Here is a 19,743-nt window from a genome sequence, read left to right on the forward strand (position 1 = left end):
GGCGGGTCGCTACTGCTGGGCCGCGCGATACCGCTCGACGGCGTTGAGCCCGCCGGCGATCGCCCCGAAGAGCACCGCGGCGATCGGCCAGACGATCCACGAGATGCCCCAGGCGTGACCGATGAAGCTCCAGCCGAGGAACACCGCGACGACCAACGGCCAGTAGAAGGCGCCGATCACCCCGACGATGCTGCGGTCGCCGTCGCTCGCCCGGCGACCGGCCGAGCCGCCGCCCGAGAGGGTCTCGGCGACCGAAGCGGCCCAGTTCGCCGGGAGGAAGATCAGGAGCCCGACCGCGACGATGACGAGCATCGCCGCGACCGCGACGCCGATCCAGGCGTTGGACACCGACGGGGGCGCGAGCAGGCTCACGCCGAGCACCGGGGTGACGGCCAGGATCCAGAGCGCGACGGCGACCTGCAGGGCCGTCGACCGCCTCGGCGCCGCCTCCGCGGCGAGCTGCTCCGCCCACCGGTCGACTCCGGGCGAACGGGTGAACTCGCCCGTGGCGAGTCGGTGGTACGGCGCCAGCTCGCCGGCGCGGCGCACGACCATGAGCACCGCCACGAGCACGACCACGAGCAGGCAGGCGAGGCCGATCATGGCCGCGGCGTCCTGGCCGACCCCGATCACGCCGCCCGCGCCCAGGGTCGCCAGTGCGATGAGCGGCGCGGGCGAGACGACGAACATCGCGATCGCGAGCGCCAGGCGCGGCTCGCTGCGGCGGCGGGCCTCGGCGTACCGCTCGGCCTCTTCTTGGGTGACCGGTGCCGGCGCGGGCACCTTGCGGACGGCCGGCGCGGGCGGTGCGGACGATGCGACCGGCGCTCCGCCCGTGCCCTCGAGGCCGCTTCCGGACGGTGCGATCTCCGCGCTGATGCCGAGCACGGGCGCCAGTTCGTCGAGATTGCCGAACTCGGTGATGACGCGCCCGACGGCCTCGTTCTCGGACATGCCCTGGGCGAGATAGCCGTGATAGGCGTCTTCCATCATCTCGTGGAGCTCGGCCTTCGCCTCGAGCAGCCGCGTCGTCTTCGGGTAGGCGCCGAACATCGTCTCGAGATAGGCGGTGATGACGTTCATGCTTCGACCCCTTCGATGAATCGATCGACGACGGACTTCGTGTCGCGCCACTCGGCGACCTTCGACTCGAGGTAGGCGAGCCCGTCGGCGGTGATCTGGTAGTAGGTGCGCGGCTTGCCCGACTCCGAGGCGCCGGCGTACGAGGTGACGAGGCTCGCCCCCTCGAGGCGCTTCACCGCCGAGTACAGGGTGGTCTGCTTGATCGAGTACTCCGCGCCGGTCACCGCGTGGATCTGCTGCGCGAGCTCATATGCGTACGAGGGACGCTGTCGCAGCAGCGACAGCAGCATCAGATCGACGTAACCGCGAATCGCGTCGGCGCTGATCATGACGACCTCCACTCCGCACACTCCGTTGATATTGCCTTCAACGTACTATGTGTGACGTAGTACGTCAAGCATTCCGACCGGGACGGGGAAGGTCGCGCCGGCGGAGCCACGGCTGGCACCACGAGGCGGCGTTCGAGAGCAGCGCCACCATGCCCATGGCGAAGATCACCGGCGCGGGTCCCCACTGTTCGGCGAGCACGCCGGCGAGGACGCCCGCGATCGGCATGCCCGCGAAGTTCACGAGCTGGGCACTCGTGCTCTGCCGCGCCAGCATGTGCTCGGGCACGTACGACTGGATCCAGGTGCGTCGCAGCACGTTCGCGGCGACGATGCCCGCCACCGCCAGCGCATCGGCGACGACGACGATCCACAGCACCGGACCGGGCTGGGCGAGGGCGAGCAGCGGCAGCATCAGCCCCGCGCCGGTCAGCATGATGCTGATGCCGCGCGCGTCGCCGAGCACACGGCCGAGCCACGGCGCCGCGAGCGCCCCGACGACGCCGCCGATCGAGGTGATCGCGAACACGGCGCCGATCATCGCGGCGTCGAGTCGCAGGTCGCGGCTCAGCCACAGCACGAGGATCGCCTGCTGGCCGATGAGGCCGAAGTTCGCCACGGCGCCCTGCACGACGAAGAATCGCACCATCCGGTCGCCGAACACGAGCCTGAGCCCCGCACGCACCGATGCCCAGAGCGGCTCGCGCTCGACTCGTCTCGCGACCGGGTGGGGTCGCATCGCCACGAGGCAGACGAGCGAGACCGCAAGTCCGATCGCCTCGCCGAGCAGTCCCTTCACCGGCCCGATGAGCTGCCCGACGAGACCGCCGATCCCCGGACCGACGGTGTTCGCGGCGTTCTCCGTGCCGAACAGGAGGCTGTTGGCGAGCGCCCGATCGGGTTCCGGCACGATCCGCACGAGCAGCTTCGTGTAGGCGGAGCGGAACGCGATCGTCGCGGTGCCGACGACGAGCGCGACGATCACGAGCTGCCAGAGGCTCAGCACGCCGAGCATCGCGGCGACCGGAACGAAGGCGTACGCCGCCATCGAGATCGCGTTCGCGCCGATCATCACGGCGCGCGGCGAACGACCGTCGACCCAGGCGCCGATCGGCAGGCCCACGACGAGCCACGGCAGCCACGTCGCCGCTGCGATCACGCCCATCCACGTCGCCGAGGCGTCGAGCAGGTCGACCGCGATGAGCGGCAGCAGCACGCTCGTCATCCCGGCGCCGGTGACCGACGCCGCCTCGCCCGTCCACATCAGCAGGAAGTCGCGATTGCGCCAGACTCCCCCGCCGCGCCGGCCGTTCGTCGCCGGGACGGCGACGACGTCCTGCGGTGCCTCGGTGCCGCCTGCGACCGGGCGCTCGACGCTCGGCGCCTGCTCGACGCTCGGCGCCTGCTCGACGCTCGGCGCCTGCTCGACGCTCATGGGTGGTTCGGGAATGCGCGCGCCCACACGAGTACGGCCTCCCGCCCTTCGCGCTCGCGCCCGGCGAACGAGCGCAGCACGGCCTCGAGCGCCTCGCCGAGTTCGGTCGCCTCGTCGGCCGTGAGCCACAGCCGCGACTGGTGCGCGAACGCGACCTCGGCCCATTCGGGCCGATCATCGCGCTCGGCGAGCCACTGGCGGGCCTGGGCATGCTGCTGCTCGAGCATCTGCTCTTCGATCGCATCGGCGACGACGCGCGCCGCGGGATCGGTGAACGCCGTCGACGACCAGCGGATGCCGCGCTGGGCACGTTGCCACCAGTGCTCGCGAGCGTCGCGCGCGAGCTCGGGCGCCTCGACGATGAGGCCGGCTCGCGCGAGGATGCCGAGGTGGTGGCTGGCACTCCCGATCGCGACGCCGGCCTTCTCGGCGAGCATCGAGACCGTCGCCGGACCGTCGACCGAGAGCAGGTCGTACAGACGGTTGCGCAGCGGGTGCGTGAACGCCTTCAGCACATCGACGTCGACGACGTCGCGGATGCCGTCGGGCTCCTGGATGGGTTCCATGCCCTTCACGATAGATGCACAAGTGTATTTGTACAAGTCTTCTTGTGCATCTTTTCGAGCACGACCGACGCTCACCCGACACCCCGGTCAGGATTCGTCGAGCGGTGTCAGGCAGACCACCTCGAGCTTGAAGCCGTGCGGCTCGAGGAAGTACGTCGCGTAGTGGTCGGGGCAGAACTGCGGGAACACTCGCGGCGCATGCAGCACCGTGTCACCGCGCTCCCGCACCCAGTCGTGGACCGCATCGACCTCGGCACGGGCGGCGACGAGGAACGCGAGGTGCTGGAGGCCGGTGCGATATCGGGAGTACGTCCCGCTCTCCCCGGCCTCGTAGAGGAACAGCTGCGCGCCGTTCCAGTCGACCGGACAGTAGCCGTTGCCGAAGCACGACTGGAAGCCGACCATCGGCATGAGCTCGTCGTAGTAGCGCTTGGCCGACGCGACGTCGGGCACGGCCAGGCCGATGTGTTCGATGGGCACGCACACCACCCCCTCGCCCGAAGCACTTCGCAACGGGGTGCTCGAGCGCGGCAAATCTACCTTCGGCGCGCATGCGCCGCAAAGGGGCGCCGCGCTGTGCATGCCCGCACCGTGCGTGCCCCGCCAGGTGCTGGCTCCGCGCGGTGGAGGCTCTCCTGGGCGATCAGATCGCAGCCCAGCCGCCGTCGACGGGCAGGACCGCACCCGACACGTCGGACGCGTCGTCGCTGAGCAGCCAGGTGATGGCCGCGGCGAGCGCCTCCGGTTGCGCCACGGGCGGCAACGCGACCTGCATGATGGGACCGAGCCGTTGCTGCGCCCACTCCGAACGGAACGGCGCTTCGATGTTCGTCGCCACCGGACCCGGGGCGACCGCGTTGCACCGGACGCCTTTCGGGGTGTAAAAGAACGCGGTGCTCGTGGTGAATCCGTTGACCGCGTGCTTGGAGACCGTGTACGGGGTACCTGCGGCAGAGCCGCGGAGTCCCGCCTCGGATCCGACGTTGACGATGGCGCCCTTCCCTCGAGCGAGCATGATCGGGAGCACCGCACGAGTGAGTCTCATCATCGCGGTGAGGTTCACCGAGAGCACGCGGTCCCACGTGTCGTCGTGAATCTCGGCGGTGGGTTCGAAGCCGTCCATGATCCCAGCGATGTTCGCAAGCCCGTCGACCTGCCCCTCGGCGGCGGCGATCACGCGGTCGATGGTGAGCTGATCGACGAGATCGCCGTCGACCGCGACGACACGGTCGCCGAGTTCGGCCTCGACCTGCCGCAGCCGGTCTCGTACGAGGTCCACGGCGACCACCCGGGCGCCCTCGGCGGCGAGTCGGACAGCGGTCGCACGACCGATGCCCGACCCGGCGCCGGTCACGATGACGGTGCGGGACTCGAAGCGGGTTTCAGACATGTCGACACCTTTCGAGGAGTACGTTCCGGTGGGTGATCCATTCGGGTGCGCCGCCGGCCGGTTCGAGGAGCGGGGAGGCGTTCCTGCTCCCATGGCTTCACTGTGACCGCCCGCCGCCGAGGCGACCGGGACGAAAGTCACACCTCGCCGGGTCGAGGGACCAATGGCACTGGCGGCGCGCGCGCTCGAGGCGGATGTTGACGGTGTGAGCACCGTGGTGCGCGAGAAAGAAGTCGGCATCGGCGTCCCGGAACTTCACCGAGTCGACAACCGCATCATGCTGCGCCGTACTGAATGGAGAGATGATCATGAACCGCGATCTCGCGCGCGTCAACCCCTTCGCGGAACTCGACGCGCTCAGCCGAAGCCTTTTCGAAGACGGCCTGACCCGAACGCTTCGCGGCAAGACCCCATCGACGGATGTCTACACCGAGGACGACAAGGCGCTGATCCTCGAGGCGCACCTGCCGAACTTCGATGAGAAGGACATCTCCGTGACGGTCGACCGCGGAACGCTCGTCGTCCAAGCGGAGCGCCGCGAGACCGAGGAGGACAAGAAGAAGAAATACGTCGTCAGGGAGACGAGCAGCAGCTTCTACCGAAGCATCGCACTGCCCGACCGGGTCGACGACAGCAAGATCACCGCGAAATTCGACAAGGGGGTGCTGAAGGTCACGATCCCCTTGACCGACTCGAGCTCCGAACGGAAGATCGCCATCGAATCCGAGAAGTGAACGTCACACGTACCCCGCGGCGCACCGGTCCACGAGGCGTGGTCGACGCCGCAGGCCCGCGAAGCCGAACCGACCGGGCTTGGGGCCGATCCGGCCGTACGGCGCCGACTCGATTGATTCCCAGCACTCGGAGGACGGCATCTCGCGCGGAGGTCGATCGTCTTCGGTCATGCGTGCAGTCCTCCGGAACGGTCGCCACGATCAGGGATGTCGCCTGTCTCGCGCGTGCCTCCCCCGCCGTCAACTGCGAATCTCATCGGCGGTGCCACGCCGGACGACGCCGCCGCACCGACTTGTCGAGCGCATCCACGGCCAGCAGGATCGGGATCGCGGCCAGCGCCATCAGCCAGCCGGACAGCGGCGGCGGCGCCTGCCCGAGGAGGCCTGCGAGGGCCGGTATCCAGAGGCTCAGCATCGAGAACGCGAGGCCCACCGCCACGGCCCAGAGCAGCAGCCGGTTGCTGCCCCACCCGAGGGACCCCGGCCAGCGGGTGGACGACCTGCAGGCGAACGCGTTCGCCGCCTGAGCGAACACAACCGTCATGAAGGCCGCCCCGGATGCCGCAGCGAGGTCATCGCCGGATGGGAATGCCGCGCCCGGGCGCCATCCGAACACCATGAGGCTGGTGACGAACGCGGTCATGCTGAGGAGCGCCTCGAGCGGCCCGAGGATGCCGAAGGCGCGGCGCAGCACCGTTCCGTTCATGAGACGACCGCTGACCGGCGGCCCGGAGAGCAGGTGTTTGGCGGGTGGTTCGGCACCGAGCGCGACCGCCGAGAACGTGTCGGTACCGAGGTCGAGTGCGAGGATCTGCAGGACCCCGAGTGCGAGCGGGAATTGACCCCCGGACAACGCCCAGACGACGAGCGGCGCCAGCTCGGCCACGTTGTCGGTGAGGTGGTAGGTGAGGAATCGGCGGACGTTGACATAGGTCGCCCGCCCCTGCTCGATGCCGGCGACGATGCTCGCGAACGAGTCGTCGAGGAGCACGAGGTCCGCCGCCTCGCGGGCCACGTCCGTTCCCGATCGCCCCATCGCGATCCCGATGTCGGCCTCGTGCAGGGCTGGCGCGTCGTTCACGCCGTCGCCGGTCATGGCGACCACATGTCCACGCGTGCGCAGCGCCCGTGCGATCCGCAGCTTCTCCTCAGGGGATACGCGAGCGACGACGACGCCGTCGCGGTCGAGCACGGCGGCGAGGTGCTGCTCGTCCGCCGGCAGGTCGGAGCCGAAGAGCACGGGACCGTCCGCCGGTCGAAGCCCCACCTCGTCGGCGATCGACTTGGCGGTCGCAGGGTGGTCGCCGGTGACCATCACGACCTTCACACCGGCACGCCGACACGCGCGCAGTGCCTCCGGCACCTCGGCGCGCGGCGGATCCTCCAGGGCGACGAGCCCGAGCAGTCGGAGATCCTGTTCGCAGTCCTCCTGCCGTCGCGGCGGCACCCCGGGTCGATCCCCTGCGGCGATCGCCAGCACTCGGAGACCGCGCGCCGTCAGGCCGTCGACGACGGCGTCGGCTTCCGGATCCTCGCCGCAGAGCGGCAACACGGTGTCGGGCGCCCCCTTCACCACCACCTCGTCGGCCCTGACGACGGCCATCCGTCGGAGCCGCGGATCGAATGCGAAGCGTTGTCGGGCCGTGTCGACGGCACGGTCGCGCTCCGTGTCGATGCCGAGGCGCCGGGCGAATGCGTCGAGCGCGGCTTCCATCGGGTCGCCGTGCGCGATCCACCGGCCGCCGCCCGTTGCGACATAGCCCGTCGAGCACCGCACGGCGGCGAGCGCGAGCCGCCGCACGGCGTCTTCGCTGCACTGCTTCCCCCAGGTGAGGTCGGCGGTCGGCTCGTACCCGGTCCCGACGATCGCGAGCGAGCCCACGGGAGTCCACGCTCGCACGACGCTCATCTCGTTCCGCGTGAGGGTGCCGGTCTTGTCCGTGCAGATGACCGTCGTCGAGCCGAGCGTCTCGACCGACTCCAGGTTGCGGACGAGCACGTTCCGCCTGGCCATCTGCTCCGACCCCCAGGCGAGCGAGAGGGTGACGGTCGGCAGGAGCGCCTCCGGAACCAACGCGACGGTCACCCCGATCGCGAAGATGAAGCCGTCTTGGATCGGGCTGCCGATCAACAGGGAGACGAGCAGGAACAGGATGCCGACCCCGACCGCGATCGCCGCGGTCAGCCGCACGACGCTGCGCAGGCCGCGTGTCAGCGGGGTGTCCGGCTTCGCCGTCGAGGTCGTCAACCGGGCGATGCCCGCGAGGCGAGACTGCCGGCCGACCGCGGTCACGCGTGCTGCGGCCTCACCCTCCACGACCAGGGTGCCCGCGAACAGCGGGTCCCCGGCGTGCACGCTGCCGGCTTCGCTCTCTCCGCTGAGGATCGAGGAGTCCACGAGCAACCGGTCTTCCTCGAGGACCACGGCATCGGCAGGCACACGATCGCCGCCCTCCAGCAGGATCAGGTCGTCGAGGACCACTTCCGCGGCCTCGACCTCCTGACGGCGACCGTCACGCCGGACCCTCACGCTCGCGGGCAGCATGTCCTGCAGCCGGTCGGCCGCCCGGTCGGCCCTCGCCTGCTGCACGGCGGCGAAGATCCCGTTCAAGACGATCACTCCCACGATCGCCACCGCGAGCTCCGGGAGCCGTGCCAGCACGGCGAGGACGGCCGCGACCCACAGCATGATCGCGAAGAACCGGAAGAGCTCCGTGAGGAGGCGGCGGCCTGCGGAGGGGCGCTTCGCCTTCGGCAGCACGTTCGCCCCATCCCGGGCGAGCCGTGTCGCAGCCTCGGTGGAGGTCAGTCCCGGGGTCGCGAGCGCGGTCATGAGATCTCCCGCATCTGCACAGGGTAGGCCCGCCGGCATCGAGCCGACGGGCCGATGGTCCCGTGGTCCGCGGGACCTTCGTCCCCGTGCGAGACGGCTTGAGACTCCACGCTGGGGCTCGTGAACACGAATCAGGTGATCCGCGGCATCCCGTTCATCGGATGCTCGCGGAGATGATGTCCGGGTCGTTCAGTTCCCACGGGGCCGCCGCCCCGGCTCGCGCCGTCGAGTCCGGTCTGCTCGCGCGATGGATCGTCGCGGTGACGATCGGTGAGACCGCGGGCTTCGCGATCGCGGCCGGCGTTGCGATCGGGGCGTCGACCCTCGGGGTCTCGGATCCGTGGCGCTACCTCCTGGTGGTGTTCGCGGGAGCCGTCGAGGGGACGGTGCTCGGCGGCGCCCAGCTCATCGGGATGGGAGGCGGCCGCCCTGACGCAGCGAAGTGGCTCGTCGCGACGGCGACGGGTGCGGCTCTCGCGTGGTCGATCGGGATGCTGCCGACCGTGCTGCCCCTGCAGTTCGTGACGCCGATCGGTTTCGCGACAGCTGCGGTGGCGGCGCTGATGCTGCTCGCCTCGATTCCGACGCTCCAGTGGGCGGTCATCCGGCGTCGGAAGCGCGCCGGCCGCTGGATCCCCGTGAATGCCGGCGCCTGGGCCGCCGGCGTGTTGTGGACGATCGCCCCGTCGCCGCTCATCGACGAGTCGACCCCGACCGGAGTCCTCGTCGCCGTGTACGTCGCCGCCGGGTTGCTCATGGCGGGCACCGTCGCAGTGCTCACGGCAACGACCGCCCGCTCGCTCTTCGGGCACCCGGTAGCGTAGGAGCGGGTCGTCGATGCACTCGCCGATCGGCACGCTGACGATGAGTCCCGCGCTCGGCGTCTGGACGGCGAGCGATCGCATCGTGCCGGAGCGGAGGCTCCGGCGAGGTCCGAGCCGGTTCGCCCCCCGGAGGCGGCGCGCGATCACCTTCCGGCGGGTGGCTACCGGTCGCGAGCGGAACTTCGAGGAGCAGCTCGAGCGACCCGAGCGCGCGCCTACTGCCCCGGCCACCAGGGCATCATCGGCCCAAACTGTTCGGGCAGGTACACGAAGACGCGTGAGATCGCCGTGCTCAGCAGCCAGAGGCCGAATCCGGCCGCGGTGATGATCCAGGCGATCATCTTGTGCTGTTCGAAGTCGGGGAGCAGGCGGCCTTCCTTGTCGCGCTGGACTCCGGCGAGCGTCAGGATCAGGTCGATCAGCCACCAGATCCCGAAGCCTCCGAGCGTCAGGAGCTTCAGGATGCCGGTACCGACCTTGCCGAGATAGAACCGGTCGACACCGAGGAAGCCCAGCAACCAGGCGAACATCCAGGTTGCGACGAATGACCGGTCGGAGACCGCGATCGGGGCGTTCGACGGCGCACCGGCTCCGGCAGGATTCCCAGTGATGGACATGGTGACCACCTTTCATCGTCCCCAGTCTTCGGCCGAGCCCGACGAGGCGACGGGGTCCAAGGTCCCGTGGCGCGACCTCGCCTGCGCGTATGTTCGGTTCCATGAGCGGGGACGAGTTCGCGACCGGACGCATCCACGCCGCGCGCTACCGCCAGATCGGCGCCGCATTCCGCCGACACGGACTCGGCTTCGTCTCCGGCATGCTCGGGCTCGACCGGGTGATCCCCCGCCGACGGAGCCCCGGAACGTTCGCCACCGCCGGCATCGCTGCCGAGGCGCCCGGCCACCTGCGCGCCGCCCTCGAGGAACTCGGTCCGACCTTCATCAAGCTCGGGCAGCTGCTGTCCACCCGGTCGGACCTGCTCCCGCCCGCCTTCATCGCGGAACTCGCAAAGCTCCAGGATGCCGCCCCACCCGTGCCGCCCGAACGGATCCGCGCGGTGATCCGCGGTGAGCTGGGGGCCGAGCCCGAGTCGATGTTCGCCTCGTTCGAGGATCGGCCGCTCGCATCCGCGTCGATCGGCCAGGCGCACGCGGCGACCCTCAGGGACGGTACCCCGGTCGTGGTGAAGGTCCGCAAGCCGGGGGCCGTGCAGCAGGTGCAGGTCGACCTCGAGATTCTGCAGAACCTCGCCGTACGCGCGACGCGGGCGTGGGGATTCGCCCGGGACATCGATGCCGTCGCCGTCGTCGACGAGTTCGCGACGACGATTCGCGCAGAACTCGACTACCTCCAGGAGGGACGGAACGCCGAGCGCTTCTGGCAGAACTTCGAGGCCGACGCGAGCGTCGTCATCCCGCGCGTGTACTGGGAGTTCACCACCTCGCGCGTGCTCACGCTCGAACGGATGACCGGCATGAACGTCGCGGATGCCGTCGCCCTCGACGAAGCCGGGGTCGATCGCGGACTCGTCGCGCGGCGCGGGGCGCAGATCGTCCTCAAGATGATCTTCGAGGACCGCTTCTTCCACGCCGACCTGCACCCCGGGAACCTCTTCATCCACGATGACAGCACGCTCGCCCTCATCGATTTCGGCATGGTCGGCGTCATCGGCGGCGAACTGCGCGGACACCTCGCCCGGCTCTTCATCGCGATGGTCCGCGGTGACGCCGAGATGCTGGCCTCCGCGCTGATCGACGTCGCGACCACCAGTGCCTCGATCGATCGGATGACGCTCCGCGACGACCTGCGTCCGTTCCTCGGTCGCTACCGCCTTCGCTCCGTCAGGCAGACGCCCTTCGCGAAGATGCTCGCGGAGCTGTTCACGATCCTCCGCGGCAACAGGGTCCGGCTCCCGAGGGAGCTGATCCTGTTGTTCAAGGCGCTGCTGCTCATCGAAGCGCTCGCCATCCGACTCGATCCCGAATTCCGTCTCGGTGAGGCACTCACGCCGTACGCGGAGCGGCTCTCGTGGGAGCGGCTGCGCATGTCGGCACTCGCGAAGCGCATCGCACGCTCGTCGGTCGACGTGGGAGAGCTCGCGCTGGATCTTCCGGGCATCGTGCGTCGCCTCGTCGACGCCGCCGACACGACCGGCTTCCAGGTCCACCTGCGAGCAGCCGAGCTCGAGCCGCTCGTGCAGCGAACCGAGCGGATCGGCAATCGACTGGTGGCGGGCATGATCGGCGCCGCGTTGATCACCGGGGTCGGAGGACTCGTCGCCGGCGAACGCCGGTGGCGCTCGTGGGAAGGGGGGATGCTCGGCGCCGGCCTCACGACGATCGGATCGATCGCCGCATATCTGGCCTGGACGGCCCGTCGCCGTCGGTTCCGCTGAGGTCCGCTGACGCGCTACCGCTCGAGCGTCGCCTCGGCCTCCGCGATGCGCACCGCGGTGCGCATGAAGCTGTCCGGGTTGAGCGAGATCGAGTCGATCCCTTCCCGCACCAGGAACTCGGCGAACTCGGGATGGTCGCTCGGCGCCTGCCCGCAGATACCGACCTTGATCCCCCCGTCGTGGGCTCCGCGGATCGCCATCTCGACCATACGCTCCACGGCAGGGTCCCGCTCGTCGAAGAGGCCGGCGAGTTCGGCGGAGTCGCGATCGACGCCGAGCGTCAGCTGCGTGAGATCGTTCGACCCGATCGAGAAGCCGTCGAATCTCGTTGCGAACCGATCGGCCAGCACCACGTTCGACGGCACCTCGCACATCATGAAGACCTGGAGCCCGTCCTCGCCCCGTCGGAGACCGTGCTCCGCCATGACCGCCAGGACCTCATCGGCTTCGGTCACGGTACGGCAGAACGGAATCATGACGACGATGTTGCGGAACCCGAGCTCGCCGCGTGCTCGCATGACCGCCCGGCACTCGAGTCCGAACGCCGGCCGGTAGCGCGGGTCGTAGTAGCGCGAAGCACCGCGGAACCCGATCATGGGGTTCTCTTCGGGTTGTTCGAAGTCCCGACCGCCGATGAGGTGGGCGTACTCGTTCGTCTTGAAGTCGCTCATGCGCACGATGACCGGGGCCGGGTGGAACGGCGCCGCGAGCTTCGCGACACCACGTGCGAGCGTGTCGACGAAGAACTCGGCCGGATCGCGCCAGTCCCGGGTGAGCTCGGCGATGCGCCGGCGCTCCCCCTCGTCGGTGACGCGCTCCGGATGGATGAGCGCCATCGGATGCACCTGAATCGAGTTGCCGATGATGAACTCCATCCGGGCGAGTCCGACGCCCGCGGCCGGAAGGCGCCACCATCGGAACGCCGTGGCCGGGCTCGCGACGTTCACCATGAGCTGCGTCCGCGTCGCGGGGATCGTGCTCACGTCGATCTCGTCCCGCTCGAAGGGCAGGGTGCCGCCGTACACGTGCCCCTCTTCGCCCGCGGCGCAGCTGAGTGTCACCGGCGTGCCGTCGACCAGCACGGACGTACCGGTACCGGTACCGACCACGGCCGGGATCCCGAGTTCGCGACTCACGATCGCCGCATGACTGGTCGTACCGCCGTGGTCGGTGACGATCCCCGCAGCCCGCGACATGATCGGCACCCAGTCGGGATCGGTCATCTCGGTCACGAGGATCGCACCGTCGCGGAAATCGCCGATCTCGCTCGGGTCGCGGATCAGGCACACCGCCCCCGTCGCGATCCCATCGCCGATCGCGGCGCCGGTCGCGAGCATCGGCCCCTCGCCGGTGAGGCGGTTCACGACGAACGCCGTGACGGACTTCGTGGCCTGGACCGTCTCCGGCCGGGCCTGGACCAGGAACAGCTCCCTCGTCACTCCGTCCTTCGCCCACTCGAGGTCCATCGGACGCCCGTAGTGCCGCTCGACCACGGTCGCCCAGCGTGCGAGCTCGATGATCTCCTTGTCGGACAGGACGACCGCCCGACGCTCGGCTACCTGCGTCGCGACCGTGCGGGTGCGAGCCCGGGCACCTCGGCCGTACACCATCTTGTGCAGCTTCGCCCCGACGGACTTCTCGATGATCGGCGTGAGTCGCGAATCGGCGAGCAGCGGCTTGAACACGACGTACTTGTCGGGGTCCACGCTCCCCTGCACCACGAGCTCGCCCAGTCCCCACGCGGCGCTGATGACCGCGACGCGCGGGAATCCGCTCTCCGTGTCGATCGAGAACATCACGCCCGAGGCGCCGACGTCGCTGCGAACCATGCGTTGGACGCCGATCGAGAGGGCGACATCGAGATCGTCGAAGCCCTTGAGCTGCCGGTAGGCGATCGCCCGATCGGTGAAGAGCGAGGCGTAGCATCGGCGGCATGCATCCATGAGCTCGCGCTCACCGACGACGTTGAGGAACGTCTCCTGCTGCCCCGCGAAGCTCGCGTCGGGCAGATCCTCCGCGGTCGCGCTGCTTCGCACCGCGACGCGGAGTCGATCATCGCCCGCGCCGACTGCGAGTTCGCGATAGGCCCGACGGATCTCCTCGGCGAGACTCGCCGGGAACGGACTCGACAGCATCGCATCCCGAATCGTCTCACCGGCGGTCGCCAACGCCACCTCGCCGTTGCGATACCCGACGAGCGCAGCGCTGATCACCCCATCGAGCCCGTTGTGCGCGACGAATGATCGATACGCATCCGCTGTCGTCGCGAAGCCGTCGGGCACGCGCACGCCTTCGGCCGAGAGCTCCCGCAGCAGCTCGCCGAGCGAAGCGTTCTTCCCGCCGACGCGTGCGACATCCGTGACGCCGACCTCGCCGAACCAGACCACCTGGCTGTCGTCCATGCCGCCCACGCTAGTGAGCGCACTCCTCCACGCCCGGGACCTTCGGCCCTGCCCGGGCGCTTCCGCAGCAATAGGCTCGCGGCCATCGGCGGCGGATGACCAGGACGGGTCCGGCGGCCGGGATGGAGAGGACGCGACCCATGAACCCGACGCAACAACCGGAAGACGAGCTCCAGCGGCAGGCCGACGGACTCCTGAGCGCCCTCGACCGGCTGCCCGCCACGAGCGCGGCATCGAAGCTGCTCGACACGCTCTCGTCCACGCAGCTCGCGCTCGCCGAGGCCTACGAGCGGCTGGCCTTCGCCCACGAGCAGTCCGCCCTGGTCGATCTCCGTGCCGAATTGACGGATACGGGCATCCCCGACAACCCGGCGTGGCTCGCCGCCGATGTGGCGCTCCGCACGGCGGGCCGACTCGCTCGGCTGGCCGCCCAGCAGCTCCAGGAGGCGCTGCGTGACAACGAGGTCGCGGTGTGGTTCGACGATCTCGAGGGCGACGCGTAGGACGCGCGGCAGGAACGGCCCTCAGAGCGGGAACGTCCGCACCTCGCCCGTGGCGAGTTCGTACCGGGTGCCCTCCACGACGATCCGGATCGGTGCCGCCTCGCCCTCCGCCGAGGCGATGCGCAGTACGTCCTGCGTGACGGTGATGCTGAGCGCCTGGTCCCGGTATGAGAGGTGGAATGCGATGGAGGCGATCTCGCCGGGCAACCTCGGGTGGAACCACAGCCGATCTCCCCGCATCTCGAGCCCGAGGTAGCACCGCGTGACCAGGTCGACCGATCCGGCCATCGCGCCGATGTGCACGCCCTCGCGCGTCGTGCCGTGCTGGATGTCGTCGAGATCGCTTCGGAGGGCCGTCTCGAGGAACCGCCACGACCGGGCGCGGTCTCGCCGCGCCTCGAGCCACGAATGCACGACGTTCGAGAGCGTCGACCCGTACGTCGACGTGGCGGAGTAGCGCTCAACGGTCCGCACCACCGCATCGGCGGGCAACTCGTACCCCATGTCCGCCAGCAGTTCCCGAAGCTCCTCCGCCGAGAACAGGTACAGCAGCATGAGCGCGTCGGGCTGCTTCGACACCTGGTAGCGGTTCGTCGTGTCGTGGGCCGCATTGAGGATGAGGTCGAGGCGCCCGATCGTCGAATTCGTGCGTCGGTACTCGTCGAGGTCGATGGGTTCGAGGGCCTGGTAGCCATCGAACTGCGAGAGGGTTCCGTCGTCGTTGAACACCACGGTGAGCCGGCGTGCGATCCGAACCCACTCCTCCTTCTCGCCGGGTGCGACGCCCAGTCGCATCCATGCCAGCCGCCCCGGTTGCCGCGCGAGCAGGTCGACCGCGGCGACGGCCCGCTGAAGCACCCAGGCCGTCATCACGTTCGTGTAGACGTTGTCGCGGACGCCCTGCCCAGGGCGGTCCAGGTATCCGTCGTGGAACTCGTCGGGGCCCATCACGTGGTCGATCGAGTACCGATCGCGAGCGGGGTCGTATCGTGCAAGCGACGCGAAGAATCGTGCGACCCCGACGATGAGATCGGCCCCCTCGTGCAGGAGGAACTGCAGGTCGCCGGTCGACTCGTAGTACTGCCAGGCGCTGAAGGCGACGGCGAGGCCCACGTGCCGCTGCAGCGCGGAGTTGTCGGGGATCCAGGTCGCGCTCAACGGGTTGAAGAGCTGCGTCGGCGTGACGTCGTCGCCCGCGATGCCGCTCTGCCACGGGAACATCGCGCCGTTGCGGCCGGCGCGGGCCGCGGCCGTGCGCGCAGCTCCGAGGCGGCGGTGCCGGTACCCGAGCAGCGCTGCGGTCAGCCTCGGGCGGCGGAGCGTGATGAACGGATACACGAACAGCTCGTCCCAGAACACGTGGCCGCCGTACGCCTCGCCGTGCAGCCCCCGCGCCGGAACGCCTGCGTCGAGGTCGGCGTCGACCGCGTTGAGCGTCTGCAGCACGTGGAAGGCGTTGAAGTGGAGCGCGAGCGCTGCCTCCCCTGCCGGCCGCATCTCCACCGCGAACTCGAGCCAGATGCGTTCCCACGCCCGCGTGTGAGCGGTGAGGAGCTCGTCGAACGTGCCGGCGAGTTCGAGGCCCTCCGCGGCGGCCTCGGCCGGCGTGAGCACCGCCCGATCGCGCGACGTGCAGACGGCCACCACCTTCTCGATGACGAGTGGAACCCCGGCCACCGCCTCCACGGTGAACTCGTGACCGACCTCGCCACGGCGGTCCACGTCGAACCGGCGGGCCGGCCGGACCGAGGATTCGCCGAGCCGAACCGTCGTTCGGGCGGCGAGCGCGATCCGAACGTTCGACCGCGACGTCTCCGCCTCGAGCAGGAGCGCATCAGCGGGGAGTTCGCGCTGCTGGATCGGGCGGAGCCGCTGGCGCATCCCCCGTGCGCCGTACGGCACGTTCGTGTTCGCGACGCTCCCGTCGATGCCCGTCCGCACCGTCACCCGCCCCGACCAGTCGGCGGGAAGGATCGACACCCGCATCGCCGCGAGCCGGGGCGTCGCCTGCGAGACGAAGCGATCGCTGCGCACCGTCGTCACACGGCCATGGGGATCGCGCACCGTGACGCACCGCGTCAGGATGCCGTGTCGCACGTCGAGCTCCTGCCTGAAGCCGACCACCTCGATGCCGGCGCCTCCGTCGAGCCCGAACCATTCATCGCCGTCGAGGCGAAGGCGAACCGGCAGCCAGTTGGGCGCGTTGACCATCTCCTCGTCGGGCATCGGGGCGCCGTCGGCGATCCGGTCGACCACGTCGTAGACCCCGGCGAAGTACGTGCCCGGGTAGTGAGTGCCATCGGCGACCGTCTCCTCGCCGGCTCCGCGCGTGCCCCAGTAGCCGTTCGCAAGCGTGCAGAGCGCCTCCCGTTTGCCCTCTTCCTCGGGCACGTAGTCGTCGAACGCGACGAGCCAGCTCTCGGCATCGCCCGGAACGCCGGGATGTCGGATGCCGCAGAGATGCCCGTCGAGGAGGCCAGGCTCGGCCATGCCCTCACGTTACGCCGAGCCTCCCGGAGGCGGAAGACACCGGGCTCGCCGGAGACGGAGGACGCCGGGCCGGACGAGACGGGACCTTCGGCCCGCCGACGGCAACCCCGCGGTCGCAGGCTGGGCAGTGGCGGGCGAGGTCCGGAGACCCGCATCGCGCCGCACGCTCAACCGCTCGGAGGTGGATCATGGCTCGACCAGTCGTGCATTGGGAGATCGGCGCGAGGGATGCTGCAGTGCTGCGGCTGTTCTACGCCGAGCTGTTCGATTGGGAGATCACGGGCGATGCGGACTACGGCCTCGTCTCTCCGACGGCCGGCGGTATCGGCGGCGGGATCCTGCAGACGCAGGGCGGCGTACCGCCCTATGTGACCATCTACGTCGCGGTCGACGATCTCGAGGGCGCGCTCGAACGTGCCGCCGCGCTGGGCGGTCGAACCGTCATGGCACCGATGCCGATCCCCGGCGTCGGCGCGTTCGCGATGTTCGCCGACCCCGAGGGCAACGCCATCGGCCTCATGAAGGAGGCGCCCGCCGCATCGGGCTGAGCCCGTCAGGCCTCGTCGGCCAACGGCACGACGTCGATGCGATCCCCGTGGCCGGTCACCACGAGTACGCGACGCGCGGCCACGCCGTCGAGGGCCGTGACGAGCGCCGCGGCATCCGGCCCCGGCCCCGGAGCGGCCCCGGCACGATGCCAGACCGTGATCCGCGCGCCGGTCGCTCGCGCGAGGGGCTGTTGGAGCGCTGACCGGTCCCCCGACACGACCAGGATGATGCGACCGATCCGGCGACCGGGTGCAGGCCCGTTCGCCGCGATCGCGTCACGGTCGCGGCGCCAGACCGCGAAGTGGTAGCCGAAGACGAGCGCCGTCGCGACGAGGAGGCCGAGCGGCGCACGGACGCGATCGACGAGGCTTCCGACGGTGGTGGGGTCGAGTGCGAACTCGAACAGGCGGTATCCCACCACGAGCAACGCGACGATCGCCACGATCGCGCTCACGCCGAAGACCACGACGAGGTAGACACGACGGCCGGGGTCGGCCGCCTCGTCCGGTTCGGCGCTGCGCGTCGGGCGCCAGCTGACCCACCAGGTCGGTCCGCCGACGACGAGTGCGCTGAGCCCTCCGAGCAGGAGCACCCGCGTGGCCGAGGCGGCGATCGGGCTCACGAGCGCGGCGAGCGCCGCGTTCAGGATGACTCCGATCCCGGTTGCCGTGGCGACGAGCCCGATCGCCGACATCACGAGCCGCTGGGCGCCGCGCGTCCGTTCCGAGCGAGCCATCACGACGGGGCGGTGATACACCCATGCCAACGCGCCGACGGCGGCCGCGGCGATCGCCGTGCCGAGCGGCTCGAGGACGAGGTCAGCCGGCTCACTCGGATCGAAGAGAAGACGCATCGCGACGAACACCACTGCGCCGGCACCTCCGATCATCACGACCGCGGTGAACGTCACTCCGACGACCACCAGCACGACGTCGGCGAACACCGTCGCCACGTGCCGTGCACCGTCTCGGAACCAGTGCAAGTACCAGATCGCCCCACCCACGATCAACGAGCAAGATGCGTCGAGCGGCACCTGCCACCATGGCGCCCCCGCGAGCGTGACGACTCCCACGCCGCGGATCGCCGCGTCCAGGACAGCGCCGATGGCACCGACGGCGCCGACGAGGGCGAGGACCAGTCCGTACACGCCACCGATCACGATCGGAACCGTGGCGAGTCGTGCCGGGCTCCTGCGCCTGTGCCGCAGCATCCACCGGTTCCAGGCCCAGACCAGCGCCCACGTGATGCCGGCCGCGAACTCGGCCGGAAGCCAGCGACCGACGACGAGCCCGCCGGCCGCACCGAGCAGGGCCGAGGCGGCCACGATCAGGGCGACGGTGTACATCGCCGTGAGGTAGAGGCCCCATGCAAGCGAACTGCGCTCGGATTCGTCGGTCATCCGCCGCCAGACCGACCACCACAGCACCGCCGCGAGCGGACCGCCGACGAGCGTGAACGCCAGCGACAGCGCGAGCCCGGCGACATCGGTCCCGGCGAGCGGCGCCGTGACGTCGAGCACGCGCTCGAGCAACCCTGCGACGCCGACCGCCGTGATCGTGACCAGCACCGCCAGCAGCGTGAAGACGATCAGGCGGCGCACGGTGCGCTGCGCGGTGCCGGGCACGGCAACTGAGGGAACCGCCCGGTCGTTCATCGATTCACCGCCGTCGGGTCGCAGATCGCGAGGGGCCACGGCACCGTCTCGATGCGCCATTCGCTGCCATCCCGCACGAGGTCGAACGAACCCTCCTCCTGGTATTCGTCCGGACCGAGCATTCCGCTTCCGAGGGTCGTCACGATCAGCACCCGGACGTCAGCCGAGTCGTCTCGTTCGACGGTGTCGACGAGCGTGACGCGCATGCTGTTGACCGATCCGGGCTGAATGCGGACGCAGTCGTCGGCGAGCGTGGGCACGAGGTAGCGCTCGGCGGCGTCCTCGTCGCCGCTGATGACGGCGGCCGAGTAGCGCTGGACGACGCTTTCCGGCGTGGATTCATCGAGGGTCGCGGGCTCGCCGCGCGAGAAGATGAACGCGAGTGCGACGATCACGAGGGCGACGATGACTCCAAGAATGACGAGGAGCGTGCGATCGAACTGTGCCCTGGGACTGTCCATGTCACGCATCATGGCGCGGCGAGCAGTGCCGCGCATGGGACCACTAGGGCGTGTCTCCTAATGGGTGGGTGGCGCGCGGGATGATACTCGGGTGCCTC

General features: G+C 69.9%; 17 protein-coding genes. 5 read left to right on the plus strand and 12 right to left on the minus strand.

What is annotated here, in order from left to right; genetic code table 11:
- Positions 1-9: 9 nt before the first annotated feature.
- The 6 genes from PX701_RS18445 to PX701_RS18470 form a co-directional block, all read right to left on the minus strand.
- Positions 10-1,083 (minus strand): permease prefix domain 1-containing protein, encoded by a 1,074-nt coding sequence (locus PX701_RS18445; protein ID WP_275507130.1) that lies wholly within the window; start codon positions 1,081-1,083, stop codon positions 10-12.
- Complete coding sequence (locus PX701_RS18450; protein WP_275507131.1) at positions 1,080-1,412, minus strand: PadR family transcriptional regulator; 333 nt, start codon at positions 1,410-1,412, stop codon at positions 1,080-1,082. The genes PX701_RS18445 and PX701_RS18450 overlap by 4 nt, the downstream gene beginning before the upstream one ends.
- A 64-nt stretch (positions 1,413-1,476) precedes the next feature.
- Positions 1,477-2,844, minus strand: a complete 1,368-nt coding sequence (locus PX701_RS18455) for an MFS transporter (RefSeq protein ID WP_275507132.1) — start codon at positions 2,842-2,844, stop codon at positions 1,477-1,479.
- A complete protein-coding gene (locus PX701_RS18460) occupies positions 2,841-3,410 on the minus strand; it encodes an ArsR/SmtB family transcription factor (RefSeq protein WP_275507133.1) in 570 nt (189 codons plus the stop codon). Before PX701_RS18460 ends, PX701_RS18455 begins: the two co-directional genes overlap by 4 nt.
- Before the next feature lie 87 nt (positions 3,411-3,497).
- Positions 3,498-3,890, minus strand: coding sequence for a VOC family protein (locus tag PX701_RS18465; protein WP_275507134.1), 393 nt, complete (start codon positions 3,888-3,890; stop codon positions 3,498-3,500).
- 163 nt (positions 3,891-4,053) lie between these two features.
- Positions 4,054-4,800 (minus strand): SDR family NAD(P)-dependent oxidoreductase, encoded by a 747-nt coding sequence (locus tag PX701_RS18470; RefSeq protein WP_275507135.1) that lies wholly within the window; start codon positions 4,798-4,800, stop codon positions 4,054-4,056.
- 308 nt (positions 4,801-5,108) lie between these two features.
- Here PX701_RS18470 and PX701_RS18475 point away from each other — a divergent pair, with 308 nt between their 5' ends.
- Positions 5,109-5,534, plus strand: a complete 426-nt coding sequence (locus tag PX701_RS18475) for an Hsp20/alpha crystallin family protein (protein WP_275507136.1) — start codon at positions 5,109-5,111, stop codon at positions 5,532-5,534.
- A 253-nt stretch (positions 5,535-5,787) separates the two neighbouring features.
- Here PX701_RS18475 and PX701_RS18480 read toward each other — a convergent pair whose 3' ends face one another.
- Complete coding sequence (locus PX701_RS18480) at positions 5,788-8,367, minus strand: cation-translocating P-type ATPase (protein ID WP_275507137.1); 2,580 nt, start codon at positions 8,365-8,367, stop codon at positions 5,788-5,790.
- 260 nt (positions 8,368-8,627) lie between these two features.
- On the opposite strand from PX701_RS18480, the gene PX701_RS18485 reads away from it, so the two are divergent.
- Positions 8,628-9,191 (plus strand): hypothetical protein, encoded by a 564-nt coding sequence (locus PX701_RS18485; protein WP_275507138.1) that lies wholly within the window; start codon positions 8,628-8,630, stop codon positions 9,189-9,191.
- Positions 9,192-9,406: 215 nt separating this feature from the next.
- Here PX701_RS18485 and PX701_RS18490 read toward each other — a convergent pair whose 3' ends face one another.
- On the minus strand, positions 9,407-9,808 hold the full coding sequence (locus PX701_RS18490; protein ID WP_275507139.1) for a TM2 domain-containing protein: 402 nt from the start codon (positions 9,806-9,808) through the stop codon (positions 9,407-9,409).
- A gap of 101 nt (positions 9,809-9,909) precedes the next feature.
- Here PX701_RS18490 and PX701_RS18495 point away from each other — a divergent pair, with 101 nt between their 5' ends.
- Positions 9,910-11,586: an ABC1 kinase family protein gene (locus tag PX701_RS18495; protein WP_275507140.1), complete on the plus strand. Its 1,677-nt coding sequence runs from the start codon at positions 9,910-9,912 to the stop codon at positions 11,584-11,586.
- Positions 11,587-11,600: 14 nt separating this feature from the next.
- On the opposite strand, the gene ppsA is transcribed toward PX701_RS18495, so the two are convergent.
- Positions 11,601-13,988, minus strand: a complete 2,388-nt coding sequence (gene ppsA, locus PX701_RS18500; protein WP_275507141.1) for a phosphoenolpyruvate synthase — start codon at positions 13,986-13,988, stop codon at positions 11,601-11,603.
- Positions 13,989-14,128: 140 nt separating this feature from the next.
- On the opposite strand from ppsA, the gene PX701_RS18505 reads away from it, so the two are divergent.
- Positions 14,129-14,491, plus strand: coding sequence for a hypothetical protein (locus tag PX701_RS18505; protein ID WP_275507142.1), 363 nt, complete (start codon positions 14,129-14,131; stop codon positions 14,489-14,491).
- 21 nt (positions 14,492-14,512) lie between these two features.
- Here PX701_RS18505 and PX701_RS18510 read toward each other — a convergent pair whose 3' ends face one another.
- Positions 14,513-16,981, minus strand: coding sequence for a glycoside hydrolase family 65 protein (locus tag PX701_RS18510; protein WP_275507143.1), 2,469 nt, complete (start codon positions 16,979-16,981; stop codon positions 14,513-14,515).
- A gap of 188 nt (positions 16,982-17,169) precedes the next feature.
- Here PX701_RS18510 and PX701_RS18515 point away from each other — a divergent pair, with 188 nt between their 5' ends.
- On the plus strand, positions 17,170-17,529 hold the full coding sequence (locus PX701_RS18515) for a VOC family protein (protein ID WP_275507144.1): 360 nt from the start codon (positions 17,170-17,172) through the stop codon (positions 17,527-17,529).
- 5 nt (positions 17,530-17,534) lie between these two features.
- On the opposite strand, the gene PX701_RS18520 is transcribed toward PX701_RS18515, so the two are convergent.
- Positions 17,535-19,184 carry a DUF5671 domain-containing protein gene (locus tag PX701_RS18520; protein WP_275507145.1) on the minus strand — a complete coding sequence of 550 codons (1,650 nt, stop codon included), beginning with the start codon at positions 19,182-19,184 and terminating at the stop codon, positions 17,535-17,537.
- On the minus strand, positions 19,181-19,645 hold the full coding sequence (locus tag PX701_RS18525) for an LpqB family beta-propeller domain-containing protein (RefSeq protein ID WP_275507146.1): 465 nt from the start codon (positions 19,643-19,645) through the stop codon (positions 19,181-19,183). Before PX701_RS18525 ends, PX701_RS18520 begins: the two co-directional genes overlap by 4 nt.
- Between the last annotated feature and the right edge of the window lie 98 nt (positions 19,646-19,743).

The sequence above is a fragment of the Agromyces chromiiresistens genome, from assembly GCF_029167465.1.
GTDB classification, from domain to species: Bacteria; Actinomycetota; Actinomycetes; order Actinomycetales; family Microbacteriaceae; genus Agromyces; species Agromyces chromiiresistens.